Genomic DNA, 26,188 nt, shown 5'->3' with positions numbered 1-26,188 from the left:
AAAGCCTCGCCCTGCGGGCCGTTGCTGAAGCAACGTTATCCTCCCTGGCCATCGTTTGGAAAAAACGAATTATATCAGACCAGGATGACTGCCATTCCAATTTAATATGGTGCATCCGGGAGGATTCGAACCTCCGACCGCTCGGTTCGTAGCCGAGTACTCTATCCAGCTGAGCTACGGATGCATTAGAGTAAAAATGTTGTTTTAGTGAATCAGCGAATGGTTGTTAAGCCAGATAACGCAGAATATTCAGAATGGTGCATCCGGGAGGATGACTCGGCAAAGCCTCGCCCTGCGGGCCGTTGCTGAAGCAACGTTATCCTCCCTAGCCTTTGTTTAGCGAAACGCCGAGTTATATCAGACCAGGATTGCCGCTATTCTAATTCAATATGGTGCATCCGGGAGGATTCGAACCTCCGACCGCTCGGTTCGTAGCCGAGTACTCTATCCAGCTGAGCTACGGATGCATTGGTAATCTTTGTATAACGTAGTGGGTGCTTTCCACCGCCGACATTCAGAATGCCGATTAAAACTTGCCATTCCAATTTAGCATGGTGCATCCGGGAGGATTACTCGGCAAAGCCTCGCCCTTCGGGCCGTTGCTGAAGCAACGTTATCCTCCCTGGTCATCGTTTGGAAAAAACGATTTATATCAGACCAGGATGACTGCCATTCCAATTTAACATGGTGCATCCGGGAGGATTCGAACCTCCGACCGCTCGGTTCGTAGCCGAGTACTCTATCCAGCTGAGCTACGGATGCAATTAAATGGCGGTGAGGGAGGGATTCGAACCCTCGATGCAGCTTTTGACCGCATACTCCCTTAGCAGGGGAGCGCCTTCAGCCTCTCGGCCACCTCACCATGCATTACCTGTAATCACTGCCAAGAACTTCTTGTTAGTACTCACCGGCACTGCGTGGCGCACATATTACTTTCCCGGACTTATAAGTCAAACAATTTTTCCCAACTTATGTTTGTTTGCGCAATTCGCGTCCAAGACGGGCGAATTCACAACAAAAAGTGCATTTTATCAACAGAAAAACAGGTGCTTATCCTGCGATGAGGAAAGATTATCAATCAAAGGAGGAAAAACGTGTTGATAAGCATACGAAGGGAAAAACGGGAAAACAATAGCGTCTCGTTTCAGCGAGACGCATTGCCAATCAATACGAAGTCGGCTGAGATTTCTCTGCCTGAATTCGTTGATAGATCTCTTCTCGGTGGACAGAAACCTCTTTAGGCGCATTAACACCAATACGCACCTGATTACCTTTTACCCCTAGTACGGTAACAGTTACCTCATCGCCGATCATGAGGGTTTCGCCAACTCGACGAGTCAAAATAAGCATTCTTTGCTCCTTGAAAGATTATGAAGAGTCCGGTCTCTCTGTCTCCCCGCCACTATCCATTATGTACCGTGAAAACGTAAACCTAGACGATGGTATAACGCCCACCATCACACTCCTAGTTTGTAGCTACTTGTTAGTTTAGTCGATATAAATAGCTTGTGCTTTTGTTATCGCAACAAGACAGCTGAACATATCCATCTTCAGGATTTCCAAAAGCGACACACCGTTCATCTTGCTTGCCGGATACCTTTCCTGCAAGACAAAACGCCATAACCAATTCATTCAGCCATAGCGTTTTATTGGGCAACACGAATGTTGATTTACAGCTTGTCAGCGACCCAGGATTCAACACTGGCTAATGCAGCAGGTAACGCCGCCGCATCGGTACCACCAGCCTGAGCCATATCTGGGCGACCGCCGCCTTTACCACCAACCTGCCGGGCAACGAATCCAATTAACTCACCGGCTTTCACACGGTCAGTCAGATCCTTCGTCACACCAGAGATCAGGCTGACTTTACCTTCAGCCGTTGTTGCCAGCACTATGATGGCTGATCCTAACTGATTTTTCAGGTCATCCACCATCGTGCGGAGCAATTTGGCTTCCACATTGTCCAACTGAGTGACCAGCAGTTTAGCGCCGTTGATATCCTTCGCTTTACCAGAAAGAGAAGAACTTTCCTGCGCAGCCTGTTGAGCTTTCAGTTGTTGAAGCTCTTTTTCCAGTGTACGAGTACGCTCAAGTACAGAACGGAGTTTATCGCTCAGATTGTTGCTATCACCCTTCAGAAGCTGTGCAATATCCTGCAACACATCGCTTTGACGATGCAACGAGGACAAGGCATTTTCCCCCGTCACGGCTTCGATACGACGAACGCCGGCGGCCGTGCCTGATTCGGAAACAATCTGGAACAGACCAATATCACCTGTACGGCTGGCGTGCGTGCCGCCACACAATTCGATCGAGAAATCGCCCATGGTTAACACGCGAACATGGTCGTCATACTTCTCGCCAAAAAGCGCCATCGCGCCCTTCTCTTTCGCATCAGCCAGCGCCATAACGTCGGTTTGTACCGCGAGGTTACGACGAATCTGTGCGTTGACGATATCTTCAACCTGACGAACCTGTTCTGGTTTCATCGCCTCGGTATGAGAGAAATCGAAACGCAGGTAGATGTCGTTAACCAGCGAACCTTTCTGCGCAACGTGATCGCCCAATACTTGACGCAGCGCGGCATGCAGCAAGTGGGTCGCAGAGTGATTCAAACGAATGCGGTCGCGACGTGCACTGTCAACAACGGCTTCAACGTTATCATTAACACGCAGCGTTCCCTGAGCCAGCTTGCCGATATGGCCGATAGCCTGACCATATTTTTGGGTATCCTGCACCACAAAGCTAATGTTAGCGCCTTTCAATTCACCCTTGTCGCCAACCTGTCCACCCGACTCACCATAGAAAGGGGTTTCATTCAGAATAACGACGGCTTCTTCGCCTGCCACAACCTGCTCTACCGCTTTTCCATCATGATAAAGCGCGATAACGGTGGATTGCTGGCGTGTCTGCTCGTAACCACTGAATGGGGTTGTTGCATCTACGCGGACAAGGTTGTTGTAGTCAACACCAAAACCACTGGCTTCACGCGCACGCTGACGCTGTGCCTCCATGGCCTGATCAAATCCTTTTTCATCTACTTTCAACCCACGCTCACGGCATACATCCGCCGTTAAATCAATGGGAAAACCATAGGTATCATAGAGTTTGAAAGCGGTTTCGCCGTCCAACGTGTCGCCAGACAACTTTTGGATTTCCTCATCCAGCAACGATAAGCCACGTTCCAGCGTGCGGGCAAACTGCTCTTCTTCCGTTTTGAGCGCTTGTTCAACCATTGCCTGCTGTTTTTTCAGTTCAGTCGCCGCAGGGCCCATGACGTCGATCAGCGGAGCAACCAGTTTATAGAAAAATGTCTCTGTCGCGCCCAGCATATTACCATGTCGAACCGCCCGACGAATGATACGGCGCAGGACATAGCCACGGTTTTCATTGGAAGGCATTACGCCATCAGCGATCAGAAAAGCACAGGAACGAATGTGATCGGCAATAACGCGCAACGATTTATTATCCAGATCGTTGGTCCCCACGGCTTTAGCCGCAGCAGCAATCAACGTTTTGAATAAATCGATCTCATAGTTTGAATTTACGTGCTGCAGTACAGCGGAAACACGCTCTAGTCCCATACCGGTATCAACCGACGGCTTAGGCAACGGCAACATAGTACCATCGGCCTGACGGTTAAACTGCATGAAAACCAGGTTCCAGATCTCAATATAGCGATCGCCATCTTCATCAGGGCTTCCTGGCGGGCCCCCCGCGATATGGTCGCCATGGTCGTAGAAAATTTCAGAACACGGACCACAAGGACCGGTGTCACCCATTTGCCAGAAATTATCTGACGCATAGGGTTCGCCCTTGTTATCGCCAATGCGAATGATGCGCTCATGAGGAATGCCGATTTCATTTGCCCAAATGTTATAGGCTTCGTCATCCGTGGCGTATACCGTGACCCACAATTTCTCTTTCGGCAGGTTAAACCACTCTGGTGCCGTCAGCAGTTCCCATGCGAAATGGATTGCATCCTGCTTAAAGTAATCGCCAAAGCTGAAATTACCCAACATTTCAAAGAAAGTATGATGGCGCGCGGTATAACCAACATTTTCCAAGTCGTTATGTTTACCACCCGCACGTACGCAGCGCTGCGAAGTCGTCGCTCTCAGATAGCCACGTTTATCCAGTCCCAGAAACACGTCTTTGAACTGGTTCATACCCGCGTTGGTAAATAACAGCGTTGGATCGTTATTCGGTACCAGGGAGCTGCTATCAACAACCTGGTGTCCCTTACTGTGGAAAAAATCGAGAAACGCTTGACGGATCTCAGCGGTGCTCTTGCTCATAATTGTCCTGAAATCAAACTAAAAGAACAGATCGCGGGCAAGGTTAGTGCAGCATGCTGACGCTACCGTGCAACTCACGAACAAAAAAGTGGGAATAAGATAAATTTTCTTCGATGGGAAGTAAAATCCCGTATGCATCAATCTGAAAAATTCGTATAAACAGATTGGATTTCTTCATGGAAAAAACCACGATATAGCAAATATCGCTGCAGTTTTACTTTTTCTTTCCATTCTTCGGGCAGAGGATACCCAAATTTACGTTCTGCTACTGATTTTGCCAGTTCACACCAGTCAATATCACATTCATTAAACGCGACGGCGATGGTTTCTTTGTCGATGCCCTTTTGGCCCAGTTCAATCCTGATGCGCTGAGCACCGTAACCTTTACGGCTACGGCTGCTGATATAACGGCGAGCCAAACGTTCATCGTCCAACCAGCCATGTTCGATACAGTAGAGAATGACTGATTCAATTTCTTCAACAGAAACGCTTCTGGCTATATCAGCCAAATCGGCTTCTGTCGTTTCTGATTGATGTAAATACGCCGCAAGTTTGCGGCGTATTTCTACTTCACTATAATCACGAACAGCAAGCACGTTCATCGCATAACGTAATGGTTTATTCATTCACAAACCCGTAAGCAACGTTATGCCATACATAATGTCCGCGCATTAAAACTCTTCGCTTCCTTCACCCGCCACTTCTTTATCGTAGCTTTCACCTGCCGCTGCCGGGGAGAGTTCATTACCTTTGTGCAACAGCATTTCACGCAGTTTCTTATCCAGCTCGGTGGCAATGGCAGGATTTTCTTTCAGGAAATTGCAGGCATTCGCTTTACCCTGACCGATTTTTTCACCGTTGTAGCTGTACCAGGCACCTGCTTTTTCAATCAGTTTGTGCTTAACGCCCAGGTCAACCAGTTCACCATGAATGTTGATCCCTTCACCATACAGGATCTGGAATTCGGCTTGCTTGAAAGGCGCCGCCACTTTATTTTTGACCACTTTCACACGGGTTTCGCTACCAACAACTTCTTCGCCTTCTTTGATAGAACCAATGCGGCGAATATCCAGACGCACGGAAGCATAGAACTTCAATGCATTACCGCCCGTTGTGGTTTCAGGGTTGCCGAACATGACGCCAATCTTCATACGAATCTGGTTGATGAAAATCAGCAGCGTATTCGCTTGTTTCAGATTGCCCGCGAGCTTACGCATTGCCTGACTCATCATACGAGCGGCAAGGCCCATGTGCGAATCACCGATTTCACCTTCAATTTCCGCTTTGGGCGTCAAGGCGGCAACGGAGTCGACAATGATGACGTCTACCGCGCCAGAACGCGTGAGCGCATCACAAATTTCCAACGCCTGCTCACCTGTATCCGGCTGAGAACACAATAGGTTATCGATATCAACACCAAGCTTTTTGGCGTAAATCGGATCCAACGCATGCTCGGCATCAATAAATGCACAGGTTTTACCTTCGCGCTGAGCAGCAGCGATAACCTGCAAAGTCAGCGTAGTTTTACCTGATGACTCAGGGCCATAGATCTCGACGATTCGGCCCATCGGCAAACCACCGGCACCCAGGGCGATATCCAGAGACAGAGAACCGGTAGAAATTGTTTCAACATCCATTGAGCGGTCTTCGCCCAAACGCATGATAGAACCTTTACCAAACTGTTTTTCAATCTGACCCAGCGCTGCCGCCAGAGCCTTTTGTTTGTTCTCATCAATAGCCATTTCTACTCCTGTCATGCGGCGTAAAGCTGTCTCTACGCGGTCGCTTAATCATGGATTGCCGAATAATTACTGACATTATACTGTATGCGCATACAGCATCAAGATTATTTTTGCAGAAACTCGTCCAACAGCGTTTGTAACGCAAAATGCACCGATTGCAGGCGCACCTCATTCCTGTCTCCGCTGAATAACACTTTGCGGGTAAAGGCGAGTCCCTGTTTATTGGTAAAACCAAACCAGACCGTCCCGACCGGCTTTTCATCAGAACCGCCGTCCGGGCCGGCAATACCGCTGACCGAGACAGCAAAATCCGCCCCGGCCACGCGTAACGCTCCCGCCGCCATTTCCCCAACCACTTCGGCGCTTACCGCGCCATGCCGGGAAAGCGTGCCTTCATTAACGTGAACCAAATCCTGCTTGGCCTGATTACTGTATGTCACAAAACCATAATCGAACCAGCCAGAGCTGCCGGCGACATCAGTGATAACTTTCGCCAGCCACCCGCCAGTACAAGATTCCGCACAGGTTACCTTTGCACCACTTGCTTTGAGGCGATCGCCAACCAGACCGCTTAACCGTGAAATGTCAGTTTCCGTCATTGCCGTATCATCTTAATAAGGGGGAATAGATTTAGGGTAACACTTTTCCTTATAAAAGCGGTTTTGTCATCTGATGTGCGAAACGTACCGCAAAGGAAAATACTGCGGTACATAAAATTATGTTCGCCGCAGGAGGCAGTTCCAAATGAGCATGAAGAGAAGCGAGAAGATAGATCTTCTGGCTTTGCTTCACCGTCAATATCAGTCAAAATGCCCTAAAGACGCCCTTCCGGGCTGAGAATCCATAGGGAGAATTTCTGGTGCGCCCCTCTTTTTTGAAGAATATTGGAATCAAAAGTGAGAAAGATTCAGATGAAATTCGCAGCAGCATCACGATTGATCGGCCGGCGGAGACTCTGTTTGCTCTCTGGCGTAAACCAGAAACGCTGCCGGTCCTGATGAATCATTTTGCGACTATCGACATTCTCAATCACACCGATTCACGGTGGCGCGTTAACACACCGTTCGGCGCCCTCATTGAGTGGCAGGCTCGAATCATCGATGAAAAAACCGGTGAATATATTCACTGGCGCTCCCTCGAAGGCGCTCGAATTCCTAACGAAGGTCGACTGTCGTTCAGGCCCGCGCCATCAGGAACAGGCACCGAAGTGACCCTGATGATCCGCTTCGATCCCCCCGGCGGTTTATTGGGAAAAAAAATCAGCCAGATGTTCGATATTTTATCCAAGGATATGCTGACAAAAACGTTACAGCGTTTCAAAAGTCTGGCTGAAAATGACAGTGCCAGTTGAATAGGCAGGCACGAGTGCTGCATTTCCCGCACAAACAGGCATAATTTAGCGTTACACCGCATATTATCGTTCACTGGAGATTAAATGCTGGAATTGATTCAAACTATCGGCGTTGGCTTAGTCCTTATTTTACCTCTCGCTAATCCCCTCACGACCATCGCCGTATTTCTGGGACTGAGCGGAGATATGAGTCAGGGCGAAAAGAACCGACAAATATTTCAGACTTCGTTATACGTTTTCATCATTATGACCGTCGCATTTTATGGTGGTCAGTTAGTCATGAACACCTTCGGTATTTCGATTCCCGGCTTACGCATTGCCGGTGGGTTAATCGTGGTATTTATCGGCTTTCGCATGCTTTTCCCCCAGCAAAAACCTGAGCATATTCCCGAAGTCAAAAGCAAAGTGGATGAAATTAATAACAGCCGCGTGACCAATACGGTCAATATTGCCTTCGTCCCGTTGGCAATGCCCAGTACCGCTGGCCCAGGGACAATTGCACTCATCATCAGTACCGCCTCACAAATCAAAAGTGGTGTTGATGTTACGCCATGGGTGGTTACGGTAGCGCCCATACTGACCTTTATGCTGGTGAGTTTTATTCTGTGGCTGACACTGAAGAGTTCTCATCTGATTATTAAACTGGTCGGGAAAGGCGGCATTGAGGCAATTTCCCGCCTGATGGGCTTTCTGCTGGTGTGCATGGGCGTTCAATTCGTCATTAATGGCACATTAGAGATCGTGAAAAACTATCATTAAGAGAAACTATCATTAAGCTTGAGTTGTGGTGATATCACCACATCAATAGATTTAACCGTGGCAGGTATAAACCTGGCAGGGGGAATAACAATCCTCAGCGATTATTATTTCTTATCATGAAAGATGCAGCATATATTACAATATATGACTGACATGACGATTCATTGACAATTTACCGGTTATCCTCGCTATTTCAGGCAAAAAAAATCCCGCATGAGGCGGGAAAAGTCATTCTAATGACAGGGATGGTTAACACAACATTCACAGGGGTGTGATGTATTACAAGGGATGGAAGAAATATAACAAGAAAAATGTATAGTATTGTCATCATCAGGTAAGGTTAATCAGGCGGATGTAAAACAACATTGATATCTGGAACGTATTCACTGTCGGACTCTTTTTGCGCCATACGGTAATACTGCCGCTTTTGTTACTGAGCATCACGTGGCTAATTATCGATATCAGGAACCATTACCCATTAACTACGTCATGAATACATTGCGTTTCACTGAAAACGCAGACCCGTGGGTACGGAAGATATACGCGAGAAAAACATAAAAAAGCCAAATCACATCGCTCGAAACTGACCGAACCGATGGATTTGGCAATTTGACAAGGCGCTTAGCGGCTAAGGCTCGCACCGCCGCCTTTCTTCATGACCGAACGAATCTCCGATTCCTGAACGAGATTCAAATCACCGCTGATGGTTAGTTTCAACACGCTGGCGGCGATGGCAAATTCAATCCATTCTTGCTCATCAAATCGATGCAGCAGACCATGCATCAACCCGGCACCAAAAGCATCGCCCGCCGCAACCCCTTCCATTACATGCACTTTATAGCGGTTGGTTTCATGGAATTTGCCTTGGTTCAGCAAAAGCCCCATCCATTGGCTGTCTTCTACAGACTGGATATTACGCAGGACACTGGCAACAACCTGACATCCTGGATATCGGCGGGTAACTTCCAGCATGCCTTCTTTGAAGGCATCGATCTGATCGATACCGCGAGACATATCGCCATCAAATGCTTTAATGCCCAGCGTCGCTTCAAAATCTTCATCATTGGCGATACAGATCGTCACGTAGTTCATCAATTTGGACATGACGACTTGCGCTTTTTCCGGCGACCACATCTTGCCACGATAATTCATATCGCAGACAACAGGGATATTGTGTTGCTGACAATAGACGCAAGCCGCCGTCACGGCCTGTTCCAGCTCAGTTGAAATGGCAGGCGTGATACCGGAAAAATAGAAGTAATCGACATCCCTGAAAATAACTTCCCAGTCAAACTCCGTTTGTTTGGCCTGCGCGAAAGCACTGCCGGCACGATCGTAAACGACATTGGTTGAACGTACGCTGGCCCCTTTCTCGAAAAAGTAGATCCCCAAACGGTTGCCACCGCGCAACACTTTTGTCGTGTCGACGCCATATTTTCGTAGCGTGGAAAGCGCGGTTTCACCCAACAAATTATCCGGCAGCTTGGTAAGATATGCCGCCTTATTACCCAGCAGCGACAATGACACGGCAACATTGGCTTCTGCGCCGCCATATGCAGCTTCAAGAACATCAGACTGAATAATGCGATTGTTACCGAGAGGCTTCAATCGCAGCATCATTTCTCCAAAAGTTAACACTTTCATTTCTTTTATCCATCTCAGAATCAATTAACACACGATATCCAGCAGAAAAAGGATTGATTAATCAGCACATTTCAACCTTTACCCACCAATAACTTTAAGTGATAGTCACACTCCATGCCGAAAATAATATCGGCGACGCATGACAATCTCATTGATAGAGCAAGCCCCATAATGTGTCATAAATTGAGAATAATCGGTATCTCAATCACGGAGCATTATTGATAATTGTGCAATAAAGGAATTTTTTCTTATACCCATAAAGAATATATATCTGTGTATATTATTCTACAACTGCATTGCCAGAGTGCTTATCTCTTTATTCCTCACCAATAGTAAATATTCAGCTTTCACACCCTTTTTCTAATCCATATTTATCCAATTCATTCTACATAAATATCATACAGATATTAAAATTCGATTTTTATGCATCATCAATGGCTATTTTAATAAGATGAATACCTGGGCCTTTTTGTCAGCCAAATAAGCCTCAACAATGTTCGCAGAGAGATAATGAATTAATCAAATTTAGCCGCCAATAATAATATCTTTCCGCTAAAATTATTTAATGCATCCCGCTATTCACCGGCAAGGCTGGTTCTGCGGTGACGCCGCGAACGTATTAATCACAGCATGCCTCAACAAAAATACGCCATAAGTCTTCTACCGCTTTAGACATTTTTGTTGCGGGCCGGTAGAGCCGAATCTCTATGGGTATCCAAAGATCGCTGTTTTCATCTGCGGCAACCGCGATCTTTCCGTTATCAATATCTTGCTCAGCGAGCGTTTGTGGGAGCCATGCGACCCCCTCACCCGCTTTTACCATCGCCAACAACGTTGCCGCCAGATCTGAAGTAAAAGCGATATTCATTCCTCTCTTTGCCCGGTTAACCGATGAGGTATTCGAAATAATACGCCCTAAACCTGACTCACTACTAAATGATAAATAAGGAAATGTTTTCTTATTCCCGACAGTCCACAGCGGCGTTGATGACTCGGGCGACATCACGCTGTAAGGGATAAGGACATCCCAGCCCAAACGTACGCTGAGAAACTTTTCTGGATCGAGATTGATGTGCATATGAGGGTGGTAGTGACACAGTAAAAACTGAGCCGCTCCCTGAATAAGCAGCCTCTCACAGGCGCTCATCGAATCAGATAGCAGGCGAAACGAACCAAACCTGGCAATCTTTTCATTACGCCTCAATAGCGCGGGAAAAAAGGAAAACGACAATGCATGAGTGGCTGAAAACACAATATCCGGCTGGCCTTGCCCCGCGATATCCAGGGTTTCACTTCTCACCGCATAGAGCGCTCTAATCAAATCCGGGGCTTGCTTACAAAAAACCTCGCCCGCCCTCGTTAAATGCACGCCCCGCTTGTTGCGCTCAAAAAGAGATGTACCTACCCACTCTTCAAGCGACTGGATCCGGCGGCTAAATGCGGGCTGGGTCACATATCGTGAAGCTGCGGCTTTAGAAAAATTGAGTGTATCCGCCAGGGCGATGCAGTCCTCAAGCCATGTTAGCTCTAAGTGATGCCGATTTTGCATTACAGCAATCCTTCTTCGCATTAGATGCAACACATCTTAAGGGCTTAATATAAAGCGCAACAAGGCGATTAACCTTTTTATGATTTCACCATCGTGTTTCCTATTTACAAAACGGCATAACCCATCGCCATAAACCCGGATTCATACCTTTGGCATATATGAGTCCGAAAGAATTCAAAACGGAAAGTTTGTTCTGAACCGTTTTATCCCGGTTTCTCGGTACAACATATCTGGAGAGAAAAATGCGTATAACCGACGTAGTTGAAATTACAAAGCCGATTGCCTCCCCGATCAGAAATGCCTATATCGATTTCAGTAAAATGACAACAAGTCTGGTGGCGGTAGTGACCGATGTGGTAATCGATGGCCGTCGCGTAGTGGGTTATGGTTTCAATTCTAACGGCCGATACGGTCAGGGTGGCCTTATCCGTGAACGTTTCCGCGATCGCATTCTACAGGCGGATTCGGACAGTTTGTTGAATACCAAAGGCGATAATCTCGATCCACATCGAATCTGGGATGTGATGATGGCGAATGAAAAGCCAGGCGGTCATGGAGAACGTTCCGTCGCCGTCGGAACGCTGGATATGGCCATCTGGGATGCAACGGCAAAAATCGCAGAAAAACCGCTATTTCGCATGCTGGCAGCCATGAAAGGCGTCGAAGCAAACCCGCGCGTCTTTGTCTATGCCGCCGGTGGTTACTATTATCCAGGCAAGGACCTTACCGCACTGCGTCAGGAAATGCGTGGCTATCTGAATCGTGGTTACAACGTCGTTAAAATGAAAATTGGTGGCGCATCACTGGATGAAGATCGGCGTCGTATTGATGCCGTATTGGAAGAAATCGGTAATGAGGCACAGTTGGCCGTTGATGCAAATGGCCGCTTTAATCTGGAAACCGCGATTGCCTACGCAAAAATGCTGCGCAATTACCCACTGTTTTGGTACGAGGAAGCGGGTGACCCGCTGGATTACTCGCTACAGGCAGCTTTATCCGAATTCTATCCGGGCCCGATGGCGACAGGTGAAAATCTCTTCTCGCATCAAGATGCGCGTAATCTTCTCCGATATGGTGATATGCGCCCAGACCGTGATTATCTACAGTTTGACTGCGCGTTATCCTACGGACTGGTTGAATATTTGCGGACGCTGGATGTACTTAAACAGTTTGGCTGGTCCCCGACTCGTTGTATTCCTCACGGCGGCCACCAGATGTCATTAAACATCGCTGCCGGCTTAGGATTAGGAGGGAATGAAAGCTACCCCGACCTTTTCCAGCCTTATGGCGGATTCCCCGATTCAGTAAAAGTCGAAGACGGCCACATCATCATGCCAGAGCTACCGGGTATCGGCTTTGAAGGTAAATCAGATCTGATAAAAGTCATGCGCGAACTGGCTGAATAATCTCAGGACGTTGACAGGAAACCCGTTGTAATCATTGGATATATAGGTTGTTATTTTTTGCCTGAGTGGAAAGGAGTTTAGGCTACCAATCGCCTTTAATTCCGGTTTTTGGCTCTAAGGTAGTTCTATTCAGGCGTTTAACCCCCTCAGCTCACCAGCTAAGACCTATAGCCGAACAGATAACCCCCTAAGAACGGAGAGCACTAATCCCCGCTCCCCGGCACATTGACTGGCTTATGAATCAAGCGCAAATTAACAGCAGTAACATTACTAATGCTTATCAAAAGCCGGTAATCCATTATGAGGACTCAATAGCCTATGGGACAACTTGTGATTTTCAACGCCAGTAAAACGCCGATCTTCGTCAGCCTCAATGGAGGGGATTTTTTTAAGGTCCCGGCGGCTAATCTGCCATCGTGGGAACCAGCCCAGCCAGCGATACCCCCCATATTCGTCAACAATCTTGTGGCGAATCCAGGAGAGTTGAGACTGGGAACCAATACGCTAACGACTTACGCTTCCACCTCTGGCCCCGCGTATTCCGGCAACTGCACGCTGAATATTCCCACCGATGTTCCGATAGATTCAGTACAGATCTATCTGTTCTGGAAAAGCGCCACCAGCGTTGCCCTGATCGCCCTGCAGGAAGGCCAGCCATTCCAGGCATCCATCGTTACCCGCGATACCGCCAGCATCACCACCAGCACTCAGCCCGTACAGGCCAGCGCAGGTCTGAAAGCCGTGCAGGGCGCATCGGTACGCGAGGTGCAAATTAATATGTAAATTTTTTTTATGATTTTGTTGCGAACGGAAAACGCTTCACTATACTCATTTACGTGCGCCAATAAATTCAGAACATTCCTAGTGATTTTATTAGCCCGCTCAAACCTATCACAACTGACTTTTAAACAACATCGCTTAACACAGATTAGTTAAGCGCCGTAACACGACAACAGGAAGGGAAGATCATGCCAAACGCATATATTTTCAATGCTTCTGCTGTAAAAATTTCAGTGAGTGTTAATAACGGTGAATTCTTCAGTGTCAATCCGGCAGATGGTACTAGCTGGGTTCCCAGTACTCCCTCCACCGAGCCAACCTTCGTTAATAACACCAGCCCGGGCATCGGGCAGTTGGGATTAGGTCCTAATACCATCACCGTTTATCCATCCACCAGCGGCCCGGCATCCAGCGCAAATTTCACCTTAAATATCCCGCTCGACGTTACCGTCAGTTCGCTACAGCTTTATCTGTTCTGGAAAGATGCCAAAAACATTGCCTTTTCCGCGCTAAATGGCGGGCAATTTATCCAGGTATCAACGGTGCAAGTGTCATAATTACGCAATACAATATTCATAATTTACGCCACCAATAATCTGATTATATTTTATATATAGCCGTCGCTATTATGTTTTTATTTTGTTGGCGTTTTTATTTATCCTGGGTGATTTTATTGCCCAGGATAAATAAACCATGTTGTTTAAACACTTCTAATAAGCGTGTTTTTACAAGGGGTCGATAATGGCAAAAGTTTATCTGTTTAATACCAGTAGCGTCGGGCTGATGTTCAGTATTAATAATGGTGAATTTATGCCAATAGCGAGCACCAGTGACACCTTTGACTGGATGCCATTACCATTGACTAATAATCCCGATTTCCGCAACCAGCTTAATCCGCCACAGGGCGTGCTGGGGCTGGGATGTAATACGCTGACCCTGTATCCAAAAAGTAGCGGCGCGGCGGCTTCCGCCACGGTAAACGTCATTATTCCAGAAAGTATAATTATTACGTCGGTACAAATTTATTTTTTCTGGAAAGATGCGAAAAATCTTGGCACGGTGGTTTGCAATGGCGGGCAGTTTATTCAGACCATTTCATTACCGTAAATTCAACCGTCGCGCTAATTAACTCATCAGGAGTCTATCTCTAATGTCGAGTCCAGCCACGCCATTAACAGAGATTTATCCCGGACTTTATCTGATAGCCGGACCGGGTTCCCCTGACGCCGATACTAGCCCGCTGTGGGTTTATTTCCTCGTCAATAATATCAGCAAGCCATTAAGAAAAAATAAAAGGAATAAATCGGCTGAATTAACCACTCAGCAAGGCTCTGCTGATATCACGCTGGAGAGTAGCTGGAGCACTCTGCCGGGCTGGTACTTTTTTATTGGCGAAGAGATTAGCGCAGGACAGGCACCGCAGTTTGTCAGCAACGCCCGGCAGAAATTCCCGCCTCTGCCGGGGTCAACCAACCTGGCGCACACTATTTTGTGGCTGCCCGACCAGCAGATACCCAGCGACATTACCCGCATCAGCACCCAGAAAGTGGGCCGCTTTAATACCATCAATAGTCCGCTGGAAATAACATGGTCCGGTTTATCCCTTGAGCTGCAAAGCGGTATCCTGGCCGATCTGGTGCAGGCGGATGGTTATCCGGCTCTACAGTTCACCACCAAAACCGCCGATCTCGATCTGGTGAATCTCAATTACTACAAGGTGCGGCAGACGCTGGGTTATCGCAGCGACGGTTGGCTGATTAATCTCTATCTTGGCGGTCCGGGGGCGGGAAGTCTGAACTTCGGCGTGGGTCTGGATCTGAATCAGTTGGCAGAGAGCTTCGGCTGTAACTTTAGCTACGCCATCGGCCAGTCCGGTCCGCAGTTGCTGCAATATCCGCTGTATGGCCCCGAGCCGTACCAGTCCGGCAGCTACTGCGCATTCGATATCTGGCTCAATCCGCTGCTGCCGTTGCAGGCCGGCTCCAGCCGTTTTCAGTTCGATATCACCGGTCGCATCGGTAAAATCAACTGGGAAAACCAGGCGGCCAGTCTGGCGTCAGATTGTTTTTTCACCAACAACGGCGTCACGCTGCAATTGCGGCCCCTCGATCCCTGGGCCGCAGGCTCGCCCGCGCCGGATGCGGTCGGTGCCGGGTTTGCTTTCTCCTGGCGGCCTGCCGCTTCGCCGCCGCTCTCCCGCGAACTGTATCTCTCCCCGGTCGGGGAATACCTGATTGAAACCGCCAACTCGCCCGATGTCGCCACCTCATTACAGGTCATGCCGGGGTTGTTCACCCGTGAGTATTTCCGGGTCAACAGCGGCGACAGGCTGCGTTTTATTAACAACCAGCCCGCGTATGCTGAAGCCTTTACGTTATCAGCTTCCCCCAGCGGGCCCGCGCCGGACACGGTTGATATTCTCTCTGCGACTTATTCCACCTCCTGGGCTCAGTGGCAGGATCTGCCGGTAGCCGGGCAATACTTCGGCCAGCCGAGTGCCTCCCCCTTTTTTGGCGAAGTCGATGATGCGGCATTTCCGATCGCCATTGATGTACTGCTGGAAAAATTCACCACCAGCGCGCTATTCCCCTGGGTGCCTTATGGCGGGCTTTATCAGAGCGTCGCGCTGAATCCGACCGCGCAGGCCACAGACCTCACCCGTTTTGAAGCCACGATTATTGGCGCGGTGCGCCACAGGAAGCTGACGGAGAACTCAGACGGCCCGGTGTTTATGCCGCAAAATGCCACCGTTCCTTACTCTGCCCTGCGCAGCGCCACCAACCCGCAGGGGGTGCTGATCGATATCAACCCTGACGGCGGTTGGAACCGCCTGACGCTGGCAATGGAAGAAAGCCATGCCGATGCCAGCCCACCGGAGCCACAGCGCCTTTTACAGTTTTCATCGACCAGTTCGCCGCCATGTGTTCCGAAAGATCTGGCTCTGACCCTGACGCAGAACCAGCTGTTTTACGTAGTAACGGTCCCTGGCGACGACTGGGAGTTTCTCTGCACCACCTATTTAGGCGGCTTCAAATTCAATATGGAGCTGAATGCGCAGGGTACCGGCACTCCAGCGGAACAGACCATTATGGTGTTCAAGTTCAACACCACTACCACGCTTAACGAGCTGAGCAAACGTCCCGGACTGTGGACTGCGGCGGCCAGCTATAATAACGACCCTGCGGCGGTTTCCCTTGCATTGCAAAATTATGTCGATTGCGCCCAGGCGGAAGCTAGCGCCCCGGATAATCCATTCGAGAATTTCAACCGTATCGTTAATGATAAAGAGTGGACCGGCGTGCTGTTTTTCAATGCGGAAATCAACGGCAACGGGATGCCCGCCGATCTGCAAATGCTGTTGGGCGGCATCAATGGTGGCCTGCGTGCACACCATATTGGCATCCAGGGCAACTTATTTGAGCGACGCGCTTCGCCGCTTCAATTAGATATCAGGAAATCATCGCTGTTTGGCGTGATTTTTTACGATGGCGCCAGCCCTCCCGCCAGTCCCGCGGTACAGGATCAGCCGGTGGATTATGAGGTGGAAAAGCTGATCGTGGTATTCAGCAACTCGGCGATTGTCCAGTTCAACACCACGGTAGGCCTGACGCTGAACCAGCTATTTGGCCGCGCCGTTGCCAAACGCAACGCTTCCCCGCCAAGCCCGGATATCAATCCGAACACCCTGAGTATTAAAGGGAAATATCAGGCCAACAGCGATGGCGTCGGTCGGGTGATCTTTATGAACGATAACGGATTTATCTACGACGTTAACCCCGCCAGCGACTATGCCACCCAGGTGGTTGACCGCGTCAAATTCGATAAGGCTTCACTGGTTCCGGTCAGCAGCACCGGCAATACGGGCAGTCCCGGCGAAAGCACCGATGTGAAGGCTCAATTTATCCTATCCGGTCAGCTGTGGTTCAATACCGATCCTTTTCCGCTCAGCGACGGTCTGGATCTGTTTTCTTACGGTCAGGGCGATGCCGGTTTAGCGATCTCCGGGCTGACGGTAAACATCGGTTTTACCCTCGGCCCCGATGGCAACTGTGTGCCGGGCACTAAAACGGTGGCACTGGATATCAGCACGCTCAGCGCGCAGCCAAAAAATGACGCCATCCGCTCAGACAGTCTGCTGTACAGCATTCCCCTCAAGTTCTCGCGCTTTCTCAGCGCCGACAGCGGGCCGCCGATCAACGCCAGCATGCTCGGCGCCACCAGCGTCAATATTTTGCAATTGGAGGGGCACACTCCCGCGCTAAGCGACTCTCCCTCGGTAACGGCGGCGCTGCCGGTATCCTACGCTACCAGTTCCGCGCGGTATGGGTTGGAGTACGACATGCTGCTCGGTTCGCTTGGCGCACTTGGCGCCAGCGCCCGACTGAATGCCAAAGTGATCCTCGCCTGGGGACCTTCCGCTACCGTACCCGATAACGATGCGGCGGCGCTGTTCGTGCAGTTGCCGCAGTTGTCGGCCGGTGCCGGCGGCTTCGAGTTGGAGGGCATTCTAAAAACCACTTTCGGCGATGCCAACCTGCTGAAGGTGGATCTCGATGACGGTCGGCAGACTGTTTACGCCTTTTTATTCAACAACATTCAGCTCAGCGTCTTCGGTTACCGCTTCCCTCCCGGCGTGCTGATTGATTTTATGGTGTTTGCCGGGGCCGTCACTCCCGGCAAAAAAGAAGCGACCAACGCCAATAACCTGGCGTGGTTCTTATCAGCGCAGCCGCAAAAAGCCAGTCCTTAACCGGGCAACAGGAAGGTTCGATGAAAACAACCGTAAAAGTCGTCAACGATGTGATGCTCTGGCTGAACCAGCACTATGGCCTGTCCCTGCCGATTTTACCGTTAAAGGGCTGGGTGCAGTCGGTGGTGGCGCTGTGGCAGAAAAACGTTAATGGGATGCCCGCTTCCGGCCCGTTGCCGCAAATCATCGAGGTCGAGGGTGACTGGCAACCTCTTGCAGGCAGTCGTTTTACCGTAACCAACATTCGGATCGAAATTCACGATTCCGAAAAAACCGGCAGTAACCCCTTAATCCACAAGAGGAAGGCATGATGACTAAATTGGCGGTAACAGCGTCTCCCACGGTTAATCCAGTAACAGTGGCGATCAGCAGCTCGTTTCTCATTAACGGGCAATCCGTTGCGATCAGCAGCCAGGATATCGACAACATCAAGAAAGGAATCAACTTTCAACTGGCGCAGCCCGTCGCGCTGGGTAGCATCAATGATTTTCTTGACTGGCTGCACGATACATTTGGTGTTCCGTTAACGGCAGAAGAACTTGGTAGCATGATCGACAAACTGCCCGACACGCCGCTGGTGGTGAAAAATATCAAAGATGCGCTTAATGGCATTTTGTCTGCCGTCATCACCATCACGGTGCTGTCCGTCAACACCGCCACGGGTGAGTACCGCTTCGGCGTCACCATGACGCCGTTGGAACCCATCAACATTCTTAATGTGCTGAGCCTCGAAACTATCGGTGTTGAGATCGGTTCAACAGAACCTGTGTCCGGCAGCCCGACGAGTCCGTAAAGGCTGATTTTTTTCTGACCTTAGCTGTTGTGGCGTAATCCTCACCTCCTCTAACCGGCTGGCTGACTATGACTGATATCATTCTGAAAATTGCAGGTCGCGCGTTTGGTGTGCCGATGGACGTGGATCTGCGAGTGGCGGGGGGCCCCTTTTCGTTTTCACTGAAGACGCAAGAGTCCATTTCTATCAACGATATCTGGGATACATTCAGCGAGCAGCTTAAGTCAGTGACCGGCGTGGCATTGCCCACCATTCCGCCCGGTCCCTGGCAAAAGATTATGGACGTGAGGATTATTCCCTCGCTATGGATCACCCCTGACGGCACGACCGGCAACACCAGTGCGTTTCTGCAACTGACGCTGGAAGAAGCGCTGCATCTGGGAACGCATTACAATGCCGGATCGTTCGACATCACCATTGAGCCGGACATTACCATTATCGGGCTGATGATTGGCTATGACGGCGCGGGCGATGGCCTGACGGTAAAAGCCCGCATCAAAACCCCGGTCAGCAGCAGTAACAGTCTGGGCGCCGCGGGCAGCCCGGCTAAAAGCAAAGAGCAGTTGGTGAATTTCCCGTTCCCGCTTCCGGCACAAAACTCGGTGTCATCCTTCCAGTTGCATTATCTCGGCATCGGTCAGCGCGTTGGCCCGACGGTGCAGGTGATTGGCAGCGGCAATCCGATGGAGGCCATTTTCACGCAACTGGAAAACCAACTGGTGGGCAGCGACCCGGAAACCATTATCACCCAACTGGCACGTGATTTTTATCAGCCGGATCGCGACTGGTTTATTGCGGCGGATATGCAGCTGCGTGAATTGCGCCTGCGCGTGTTGTTTAATGACCCGGCGATGTACGGCCTTGAGGTCAGCATCCCGATGACCTGCCCACCGTCGTTCTTCAGCGGGCTGCTGTTCGAAATCCTCTATCAAAAACTCGGACCGAATCTGGGAGTCTACTACGGCGCGCTGACGCTGCCTTACGGTATGCGGCGCATTCCGCTGGAAGGTTTTATTCTGATCCTGCCCGGTTTTTCCGCCTGGATTTACACCAACGGCGATTTCCGCATCAACGTTGGCTGGCCGGTTAACCCCAACAACTCGATCGGTATTTCTTTCGATATTCTCACCGGTTGGGCCGGTTTCTACTTTGCGAAATTACGCAGCGGCGACAATCCCGGTGCGTTGCCCAGCGTCAATTACAATCCGATTCTGGAATTCGGCATTGGCGTGGCGGTCACGGCCGGGATCGGCATTAACGCCGGTCCGCTCAGCGCCAGCCTGGCGGTCAGTCTTTCCGCCAGTTTTCAGGGGCTGCTGGCGTGGAAACCGACAGGCGGCGGCAGTTCTATCGCCAACCAGCCCGACCATTACTGGTTTGCCGGCAACGCTTCCATTTCAGTGGTGTTACAGGGCTGTGTCGATCTGGCGATTATCAAAGCCTCGGTAATGGTCAGCTTCAGCGTCAGCGCCGGGGTGGCGTTTGAAACCGGCTATCAGACGGTAATCCCGATCTCCGCCTCGGTGAGCGTCAGCGTATCGCTGAAGGTGATCTTTTTCACCATTCATCTCTCTTTCCATACCACGGTAAACCATACTTTCCATATTGGTCACGGCGCCCCGGCTTCGCTCAATGGCCCGCTTGCGCCCGGTCTGAATGTCATGTCATCGACCCCGCAGGCCTGGCGGAAAATGCTCGCCAGCGCCAAAGAGTACGCCGCACTGCAACGCTCACAGTTGGCGGAGGCTCTGCGCCCACTGCACGATGTGCATGAACCGTTACGCTTCCGTGCAGGCGCTGCCCCGCATGCGCGCTGGAACAACGCCCGCTCAACGCTGACCGGGCTGGACGTGGCGTTCGTACTGCAACCCACCGTGGTCTGGGACGAACAGCAGCAGGCCAGAGTGCATCTGATCGCTTCGCTGGTGATGGACTGTCCGGCGCCAAACCAGACACCGCTGGTTTCTCCCGGTGCGGCCAGCGGTTACGAAGTGCTGATTATCAAACTGGTGAAATGGCTACTGACTTTTGCCCCTGCGCCAGACGCGGACCAACCGTTATCGGCCACCTTGCAGAGTTTGTCGGATATGCTCGGCAGCGGCAGCAATGAACCCGGCCCGGCTTTTGGCGGCAGAGCGGGATTTGTCAGCAATCTGGAAGCGTTTTTCGCCAATACGCTGTGCTTCACTATTCGCGGCGTCAGTGCCGGTGAATCACCGTTCGATACCGCCGCCGTACTGCCGATGTTCGATGTTTTACGTCTGCAGGCCGGTGGCGGCAGCGTTGATTTCTCCCGTTTCAATCCGACGCCGGATAACTACACTGCGGCGATTAAATTCTATTTTGAAAATGTGGGGCTGATCGGACCCGCCGTGCCGGATGGCAGTAAAAACGGCCGCTTACTGGCGCAGGCCTCACCGCCTGATGGCCCAAGTATGGTCAGCTATCTGTTCGGCGATTATTTCCTGATGATCGCCCGCTATACGCTCTCCACGCTGATTCAGGATGCGCAACAGTACGAGAAACAGCAGGAAACGCAGTTGAGACGCTGGGCGAAGCAGACCGCCGCCGCTGGCATTGACCCCGATAATCCGCTGGCCGCGCTGACTTCGCTCAGCGCTGAATACCTCATCAGTAATCCGACGCAGGAATTAAACTATCTGCTGGACCATCTGGCCTACTGGAGCATTGCCGGTTTCGGTTCACGCTATCTGATGTCAGGCCTGCAATTGCCGGACCCGGCGCAGGTGCCGCCAGACGTCACGCCGCAAAATATTACCGGTATCCCGACCGCGGCACTGTATGCGCTGTCCGGCCAGCAGTACGCGGTGAGCGGCAGCCCGGACGACGCTCAGGCCACGTTGAGTTTCACTCCCGGTCTGAACGCAGACTGGATTCAGTTTGCCGGTGCCAGCCCCGAAAATGCCAGCGCGCAGTTCGATTTACCGGCCACCCTGCCGGATAACCCGGACCCGCAGTGGGTTTTCCACAGTACCCCTGCGTCCCCCGACCCGGTATCGGCGGATACGCTGCTGGTGCAGCCACTGCCCGCCGCGATTTCAGCGCCGCTGGGTTATCAGTTGAAAAACAGTCTGGCGTGGAATGCCAGCCATAGCGCACGGACGATGTTTAACTTCCCGCAGCCGTTGCTGAACCGCCTGCAGGCGCTGCTGAGACTGCCGCCGCAACAGGCCCGCCTGCAGTTGAGTCTGGAGGGAAGTGAATATGATGAGGACGTTGCCAGCGCCGCCGTCGATGGCATCGCCACGCTGCAAATCCGCCTGTCGCTGACCCAGGTGACCGCCACGGCGGCAAGCTCAGGCGGTTCTCCTGCGTCGCCGCAGACCACAGTACAGCCAAATATCTATCAGTTGAACGGCACCGATGAAGCCACTCGCGAGCTGATCTATCAGGCGCTACAAGCCGATCTTTCCGGCGCCAGCATTCGCCTGCTCTATCTGCCGCCGGGTGGTTCTGAATGGGTGTCTGACGAACTGGACCCGCTGGTGCTGCTGGCCAAGATGAATCTGTCAACGCTGAATCAGGTGGAACAGGTCAGCCGGATGCACAGCCTGATGCTGGCCGCCGTGCCTGCTGACAGCGATGCCGCTCTACTGAGCGAAGTGGAAAATTTCCTGCGCCTGGTCTGGGAACTGAGCGTAGTGCGCGCGCAGGGCTATTATCTGCACTACCGCACCCAGGATGGTCAGGGGCTGCCGGCGGCGCTGTTTGCCGATACCGCCAGCTCGAACAGCTCGCCGGATGACCCGACCCAGCAAACCGTTGCGGGCAGCGGCTCCGGCACAGCCGATTTTATGATCGTCGTGGAATTCAACAGCCAGACGGCCAGCACGCTCACGCTGGCGCCGTATCATAATAGCCTGTGGATAGCGGCAAATAGCCAGATCGCCGCGCTGGTATGCAAACTGTACGATGCCGCCGGTGAGCCGCTGTATGCCTGGCAATCCACCTACGCGCCGGGAAATATTGGCTTCGCCGCCAGTTGGACTCCGGCCATCGATCCCTCTCCTGCCCCATCAATACCGGTCAGCCATCTGTATCACCTGATGCAGTACCGCATCGTCGATGACGGCTCAGCGTACCGCGAGTCGGTATGGAGCCTGCCGGTCGGTCCCACCGACAACGGCAATTCATCCTCTCCGGATGCCATGTGGCAACTCCAGCAACTGGTCCCGCTGGCTCCGTTCTGCAAAGGCAACAGTAATCCCTATGCGGTCATCGGCCAGCAGGCCTGCCTGTCATTCCGACTGTGCGATATGTATGGCAACCCGCTGACGCAGGGACACAGCGACAGCTTTACGCCTTATTACAGCGACCCGCTCATTGCGCTGGGAGAATGGCCGGGGTTACAGAGCGCTTTCTACTTTAAACCCGGCACGGCGGGAAATGCATTATTGCATATCGATCTGGCGTTTAGCCCGAACATCGCGGACAGCTTCACGTCACCGGGCGATGACAACCGCTCGCCGTGGTACAATATGCGTGATAAATATCAACGTATTGTTGATCAACTAAACGATCCCAACACGCATTTCTCACTCACCTGCAGCCTGCTGAATGACGCGATTCCCGACGATCCGCAACCGGCGTTGCTAAGCTTCGCCAGCCAGATTATCGACTACATTGACGGGTATATTCACGGTAGTCCGTCAGGGGTGGCGCCGGTCGATTCTCCCGACGGCGAGCTGACAGAGGCATTTCTCTTTACTATTCCGTTTACGCTGCTGACGCAGCAGGTGCACGATATCGTCGATATTGGCGTGTGTATTAACGCCCGGCGCGAGCGCGATCTGGTTGACAGCAGCGTGGTGGAAAAATTACCGCAGGTTTATCAGGTCAGCTATCCGCTGTTTGCCCAGTTATCCCCGTCGGAGTTTAACTCTCCCTCCGTCGACACGGCTGGTAACGATATCAACATCAGCGTATTTGCCACTTACTTCGAGCAGGCTTTCTCGAATTTCGATGGTCAGGGCGGCATGCTGAAACTGGCGCAGCGTGCGGGCGCGCAAATCAGCGACAGCAGCAGGCCCCAGGATTTGTGGTCAGTTCGCTTCAGCGAAAGCCAGGGATTCAGCGTCAGCTTCGCCAACGATCCGCTCTATTTCGCGTTGCGCCCGCTCAATATCATCCCGCGCAGCGGCACAGTCGATAACATCCAGTATAACGATGTGGATATGGATGCCTGGGCCAGCAGCTTCTTCAGCGCCTTTGATACCTTCCTGTCGCCGCAGATGGGGGTCGCCGTCGCGCTACTCGATGAGCAGAACCACACCGGCTATTACGATATGCTGATGCAAAGTAAGCAAACCCTGGCAAAATCTATCCCTTCCGGGCTGGTGGCGATATTGAAAAAAGATGCCGACCGCAGTACGGGGGATATTACCGCCGCGCAGCAGCGCCTGCAGCAGGCGCTGCTGGAAAATCTGTCGAGCGCTTACACCGTTTCCACCATCATACAAACCCCGGCGAACGTGACCGTACACGGGATTGCCGACAATGTCAGCCCACAGCAGGCACCGCAGCTGTACGGCAGCCTGCAACAACCTTCGCAGGGATCACCGCAGAACGGCAGCGACGATACTAAGCTGTATCAGTTCACACCGGTGACGCTGGATCTGGCTACCGGCACCCAGTGGGCCACCAGCCTGCTGACGGTCGCGAAACCTGGCGATCAGTCCTGCATTGCGCTACCGCTGCAATACCAGGTCAGCTATCTGCAACATGATTTCGAACCGGATGAATCACAGCACGGCTACGTACCCAGCTCCTGGCTGAAATTTGTCCTGCCGGATAGCGCGCCGCTGGTGATGCCGATTACCGCTGTCGGCTCGCCACAGGATATGGCGACGATCCCGATTCCACTGCCGTTCGAACCACCGCTGCCGATGCTGGTTTCCCAGCAAGGTCTCGGGGTGGCGATGAGTTCGCCGTCATCCAGCCCCGGCTCGTTAGCCGATGAAATTGCGCAGGCACTGCAGTGGTGCTATCAGGTGCAGGTTTCGCTGGATCTGAAGGATCAGGATCGGTTTTATTTCGATTTCATCCGCAACGTGCCGGCGGACCAGACGATGCAGCTCAGTAGCCATCAGCAAACCGCACAGCTGCTGGATCGGCTGTTCGCGGCGCTGGCCCGCTTTACCCTCGCCTGGCCGGAACTGTCGTCACAGTTAGACAGCATCCTGCAACAGGCTTACGGTAGCCAGTCAGGCAGCGCATCCGACATCGTTCAGCAGTTCTGCACACTGGCCAATGACGTGGCGACCAGTTGGCCCGCCAACTGGAATCCGCCGATGTCTCTCGCGGCCAGCGTCAGCGAGATCGACCATTTCTGCCTCAGCTTCAGCGGTACGACCCTGCAACTGCGGGCCAAGACCGAGCAGGGCGGGCAAAATCCGGCAATCTGGCCCTCTCTCCAACTGGCGGATGATAGCCCGTGGATCCCGGACCGTAGCCAGGCTGTGCTGGATGACGGCTGGTGGGTATTAAACCATACGCTGACACCGTCGCCCGAATTCTCCACCACCGTGTTGAGATGGGAGCCGCTGGCGATCCTCGATTATCAGAATGCGCAGTTTACCGCCTGGACCGTGCGCAACGACGATCTGGTGCCGCAGCAGGAAACCAACCCTCTATTCGTCTATCAGACGGACAAAATCCACTTCCCGAACGCGATGATCCCGTTGATCGAACGCGACAGCCTGCCGGAGGTCCATGTCGGCGCTATCAGCCTCGTCGTCTTGCAACAGATCTTGCGGGAGATCATGACGCCGCTGACGGCGGTCGGCGATCTGGGCATTAATCCGATTATTAATCTGCAGGCCAACTACGCCTATGCACTGTTCCCCGGCTCCGATCTGCTGGTGGAGTCACCGGTCCTGATGATCAATGCTCTTGAGCTGGACAGCGCCTCGCCGGGTACCATCGCCGACATGGTGGCGGAAGAAATCTGGCAGTGGTATCAGCGCCCCCCTCAAAAGCCGGCGGTACAGGCGCGGATGGAATTCGCCTTCACCCTGTTCGGTTCGGTGAACGGCCAGCAGTTGCCACTGGTGCAGATTAATAACATTCCCGTGGTATTTAACTGACGATCGGGGG

Annotated in this window: 17 protein-coding genes and 4 tRNA genes; 10 read left to right on the top strand and 11 right to left on the bottom strand. The window is 51.7% G+C overall.

The window, feature by feature from the left end; translation table 11 throughout:
* Positions 1–107: 107 nt before the first annotated feature.
* The 9 genes from DDT52_RS17260 to pncC all read right to left on the bottom strand — a co-directional run bounded on the left by DDT52_RS17260 (position 108) and on the right by pncC (position 6,639).
* Positions 108–184, bottom strand: a tRNA-Arg gene (locus tag DDT52_RS17260).
* 206 nt (positions 185–390) lie between these two features.
* Positions 391–467, bottom strand: a tRNA-Arg gene (locus DDT52_RS17255).
* Between the two features lie 218 nt (positions 468–685).
* A tRNA-Arg gene (locus tag DDT52_RS17250) sits at positions 686–762 on the bottom strand.
* Between the two features lie 7 nt (positions 763–769).
* Positions 770–862 (bottom strand) — tRNA-Ser (locus DDT52_RS17245).
* A 302-nt stretch (positions 863–1,164) separates the two neighbouring features.
* Positions 1,165–1,350, bottom strand: a complete 186-nt coding sequence (gene csrA / locus DDT52_RS17240; RefSeq protein ID WP_005972168.1) for a carbon storage regulator CsrA — start codon at positions 1,348–1,350, stop codon at positions 1,165–1,167.
* Positions 1,351–1,670: 320 nt separating this feature from the next.
* Positions 1,671–4,298, bottom strand: a complete 2,628-nt coding sequence (gene alaS / locus DDT52_RS17235; RefSeq protein WP_136157451.1) for an alanine--tRNA ligase — start codon at positions 4,296–4,298, stop codon at positions 1,671–1,673.
* A gap of 137 nt (positions 4,299–4,435) precedes the next feature.
* Positions 4,436–4,924, bottom strand: a complete 489-nt coding sequence (gene recX / locus DDT52_RS17230) for a recombination regulator RecX (RefSeq protein ID WP_136157450.1) — start codon at positions 4,922–4,924, stop codon at positions 4,436–4,438.
* Between the two features lie 45 nt (positions 4,925–4,969).
* The gene (gene recA, locus DDT52_RS17225; RefSeq protein WP_109055766.1) at positions 4,970–6,040 is read right to left on the bottom strand and encodes a recombinase RecA; all 1,071 of its coding nucleotides are present in this window, start codon (positions 6,038–6,040) and stop codon (positions 4,970–4,972) included.
* Positions 6,041–6,144: 104 nt separating this feature from the next.
* Positions 6,145–6,639, bottom strand: a complete 495-nt coding sequence (gene pncC, locus DDT52_RS17220) for a nicotinamide-nucleotide amidase (protein ID WP_136157449.1) — start codon at positions 6,637–6,639, stop codon at positions 6,145–6,147.
* 260 nt (positions 6,640–6,899) lie between these two features.
* On the opposite strand from pncC, the gene DDT52_RS17215 reads away from it, so the two are divergent.
* Both DDT52_RS17215 and DDT52_RS17210 read left to right on the top strand, forming a co-directional pair.
* Entirely contained in the window at positions 6,900–7,391 is a 492-nt protein-coding gene (locus tag DDT52_RS17215) for an SRPBCC family protein (protein ID WP_136157448.1), read from the top strand.
* A gap of 84 nt (positions 7,392–7,475) precedes the next feature.
* Positions 7,476–8,150 (top strand): MarC family NAAT transporter, encoded by a 675-nt coding sequence (locus tag DDT52_RS17210; RefSeq protein WP_136157447.1) that lies wholly within the window; start codon positions 7,476–7,478, stop codon positions 8,148–8,150.
* Between the two features lie 621 nt (positions 8,151–8,771).
* Here the strand turns inward: DDT52_RS17210 and DDT52_RS17205 are convergent.
* Both DDT52_RS17205 and DDT52_RS17200 read right to left on the bottom strand, forming a co-directional pair.
* Positions 8,772–9,794 carry a sugar kinase gene (locus tag DDT52_RS17205; protein ID WP_136157446.1) on the bottom strand — a complete coding sequence of 341 codons (1,023 nt, stop codon included), beginning with the start codon at positions 9,792–9,794 and terminating at the stop codon, positions 8,772–8,774.
* A 619-nt stretch (positions 9,795–10,413) separates the two neighbouring features.
* Entirely contained in the window at positions 10,414–11,343 is a 930-nt protein-coding gene (locus tag DDT52_RS17200) for a LysR family transcriptional regulator (RefSeq protein ID WP_136157445.1), read from the bottom strand.
* A 242-nt stretch (positions 11,344–11,585) separates the two neighbouring features.
* Here DDT52_RS17200 and DDT52_RS17195 point away from each other — a divergent pair, with 242 nt between their 5' ends.
* The 8 genes from DDT52_RS17195 to DDT52_RS17160 all read left to right on the top strand — a co-directional run bounded on the left by DDT52_RS17195 (position 11,586) and on the right by DDT52_RS17160 (position 26,178).
* Entirely contained in the window at positions 11,586–12,749 is a 1,164-nt protein-coding gene (locus DDT52_RS17195; RefSeq protein ID WP_136157444.1) for a mandelate racemase/muconate lactonizing enzyme family protein, read from the top strand.
* 318 nt (positions 12,750–13,067) lie between these two features.
* Positions 13,068–13,532, top strand: coding sequence for a hypothetical protein (locus DDT52_RS17190; RefSeq protein ID WP_136157443.1), 465 nt, complete (start codon positions 13,068–13,070; stop codon positions 13,530–13,532).
* Between the two features lie 185 nt (positions 13,533–13,717).
* The gene (locus tag DDT52_RS17185) at positions 13,718–14,086 is read left to right on the top strand and encodes a hypothetical protein (protein WP_136157442.1); all 369 of its coding nucleotides are present in this window, start codon (positions 13,718–13,720) and stop codon (positions 14,084–14,086) included.
* 184 nt (positions 14,087–14,270) lie between these two features.
* The gene (locus DDT52_RS17180; RefSeq protein ID WP_136157441.1) at positions 14,271–14,636 is read left to right on the top strand and encodes a hypothetical protein; all 366 of its coding nucleotides are present in this window, start codon (positions 14,271–14,273) and stop codon (positions 14,634–14,636) included.
* A gap of 43 nt (positions 14,637–14,679) precedes the next feature.
* Positions 14,680–18,279 carry a hypothetical protein gene (locus tag DDT52_RS17175; protein WP_136157440.1) on the top strand — a complete coding sequence of 1,200 codons (3,600 nt, stop codon included), beginning with the start codon at positions 14,680–14,682 and terminating at the stop codon, positions 18,277–18,279.
* A gap of 20 nt (positions 18,280–18,299) precedes the next feature.
* The gene (locus DDT52_RS17170) at positions 18,300–18,590 is read left to right on the top strand and encodes a hypothetical protein (protein ID WP_136157439.1); all 291 of its coding nucleotides are present in this window, start codon (positions 18,300–18,302) and stop codon (positions 18,588–18,590) included.
* Complete coding sequence (locus DDT52_RS17165) at positions 18,587–19,072, top strand: hypothetical protein (protein ID WP_136157438.1); 486 nt, start codon at positions 18,587–18,589, stop codon at positions 19,070–19,072. Before DDT52_RS17170 ends, DDT52_RS17165 begins: the two co-directional genes overlap by 4 nt.
* Positions 19,073–19,140: 68 nt before the next feature.
* Positions 19,141–26,178 carry a hypothetical protein gene (locus tag DDT52_RS17160; protein WP_136157437.1) on the top strand — a complete coding sequence of 2,346 codons (7,038 nt, stop codon included), beginning with the start codon at positions 19,141–19,143 and terminating at the stop codon, positions 26,176–26,178.
* Positions 26,179–26,188 lie beyond the last annotated feature (10 nt).

Origin of the sequence: Brenneria roseae subsp. roseae, assembly GCF_003115845.1 — a bacterium.
Taxonomy (GTDB): domain Bacteria; phylum Pseudomonadota; class Gammaproteobacteria; order Enterobacterales; family Enterobacteriaceae; genus Brenneria; species Brenneria roseae.
This window is presented reverse-complemented; position numbering and strand designations above follow the sequence as displayed.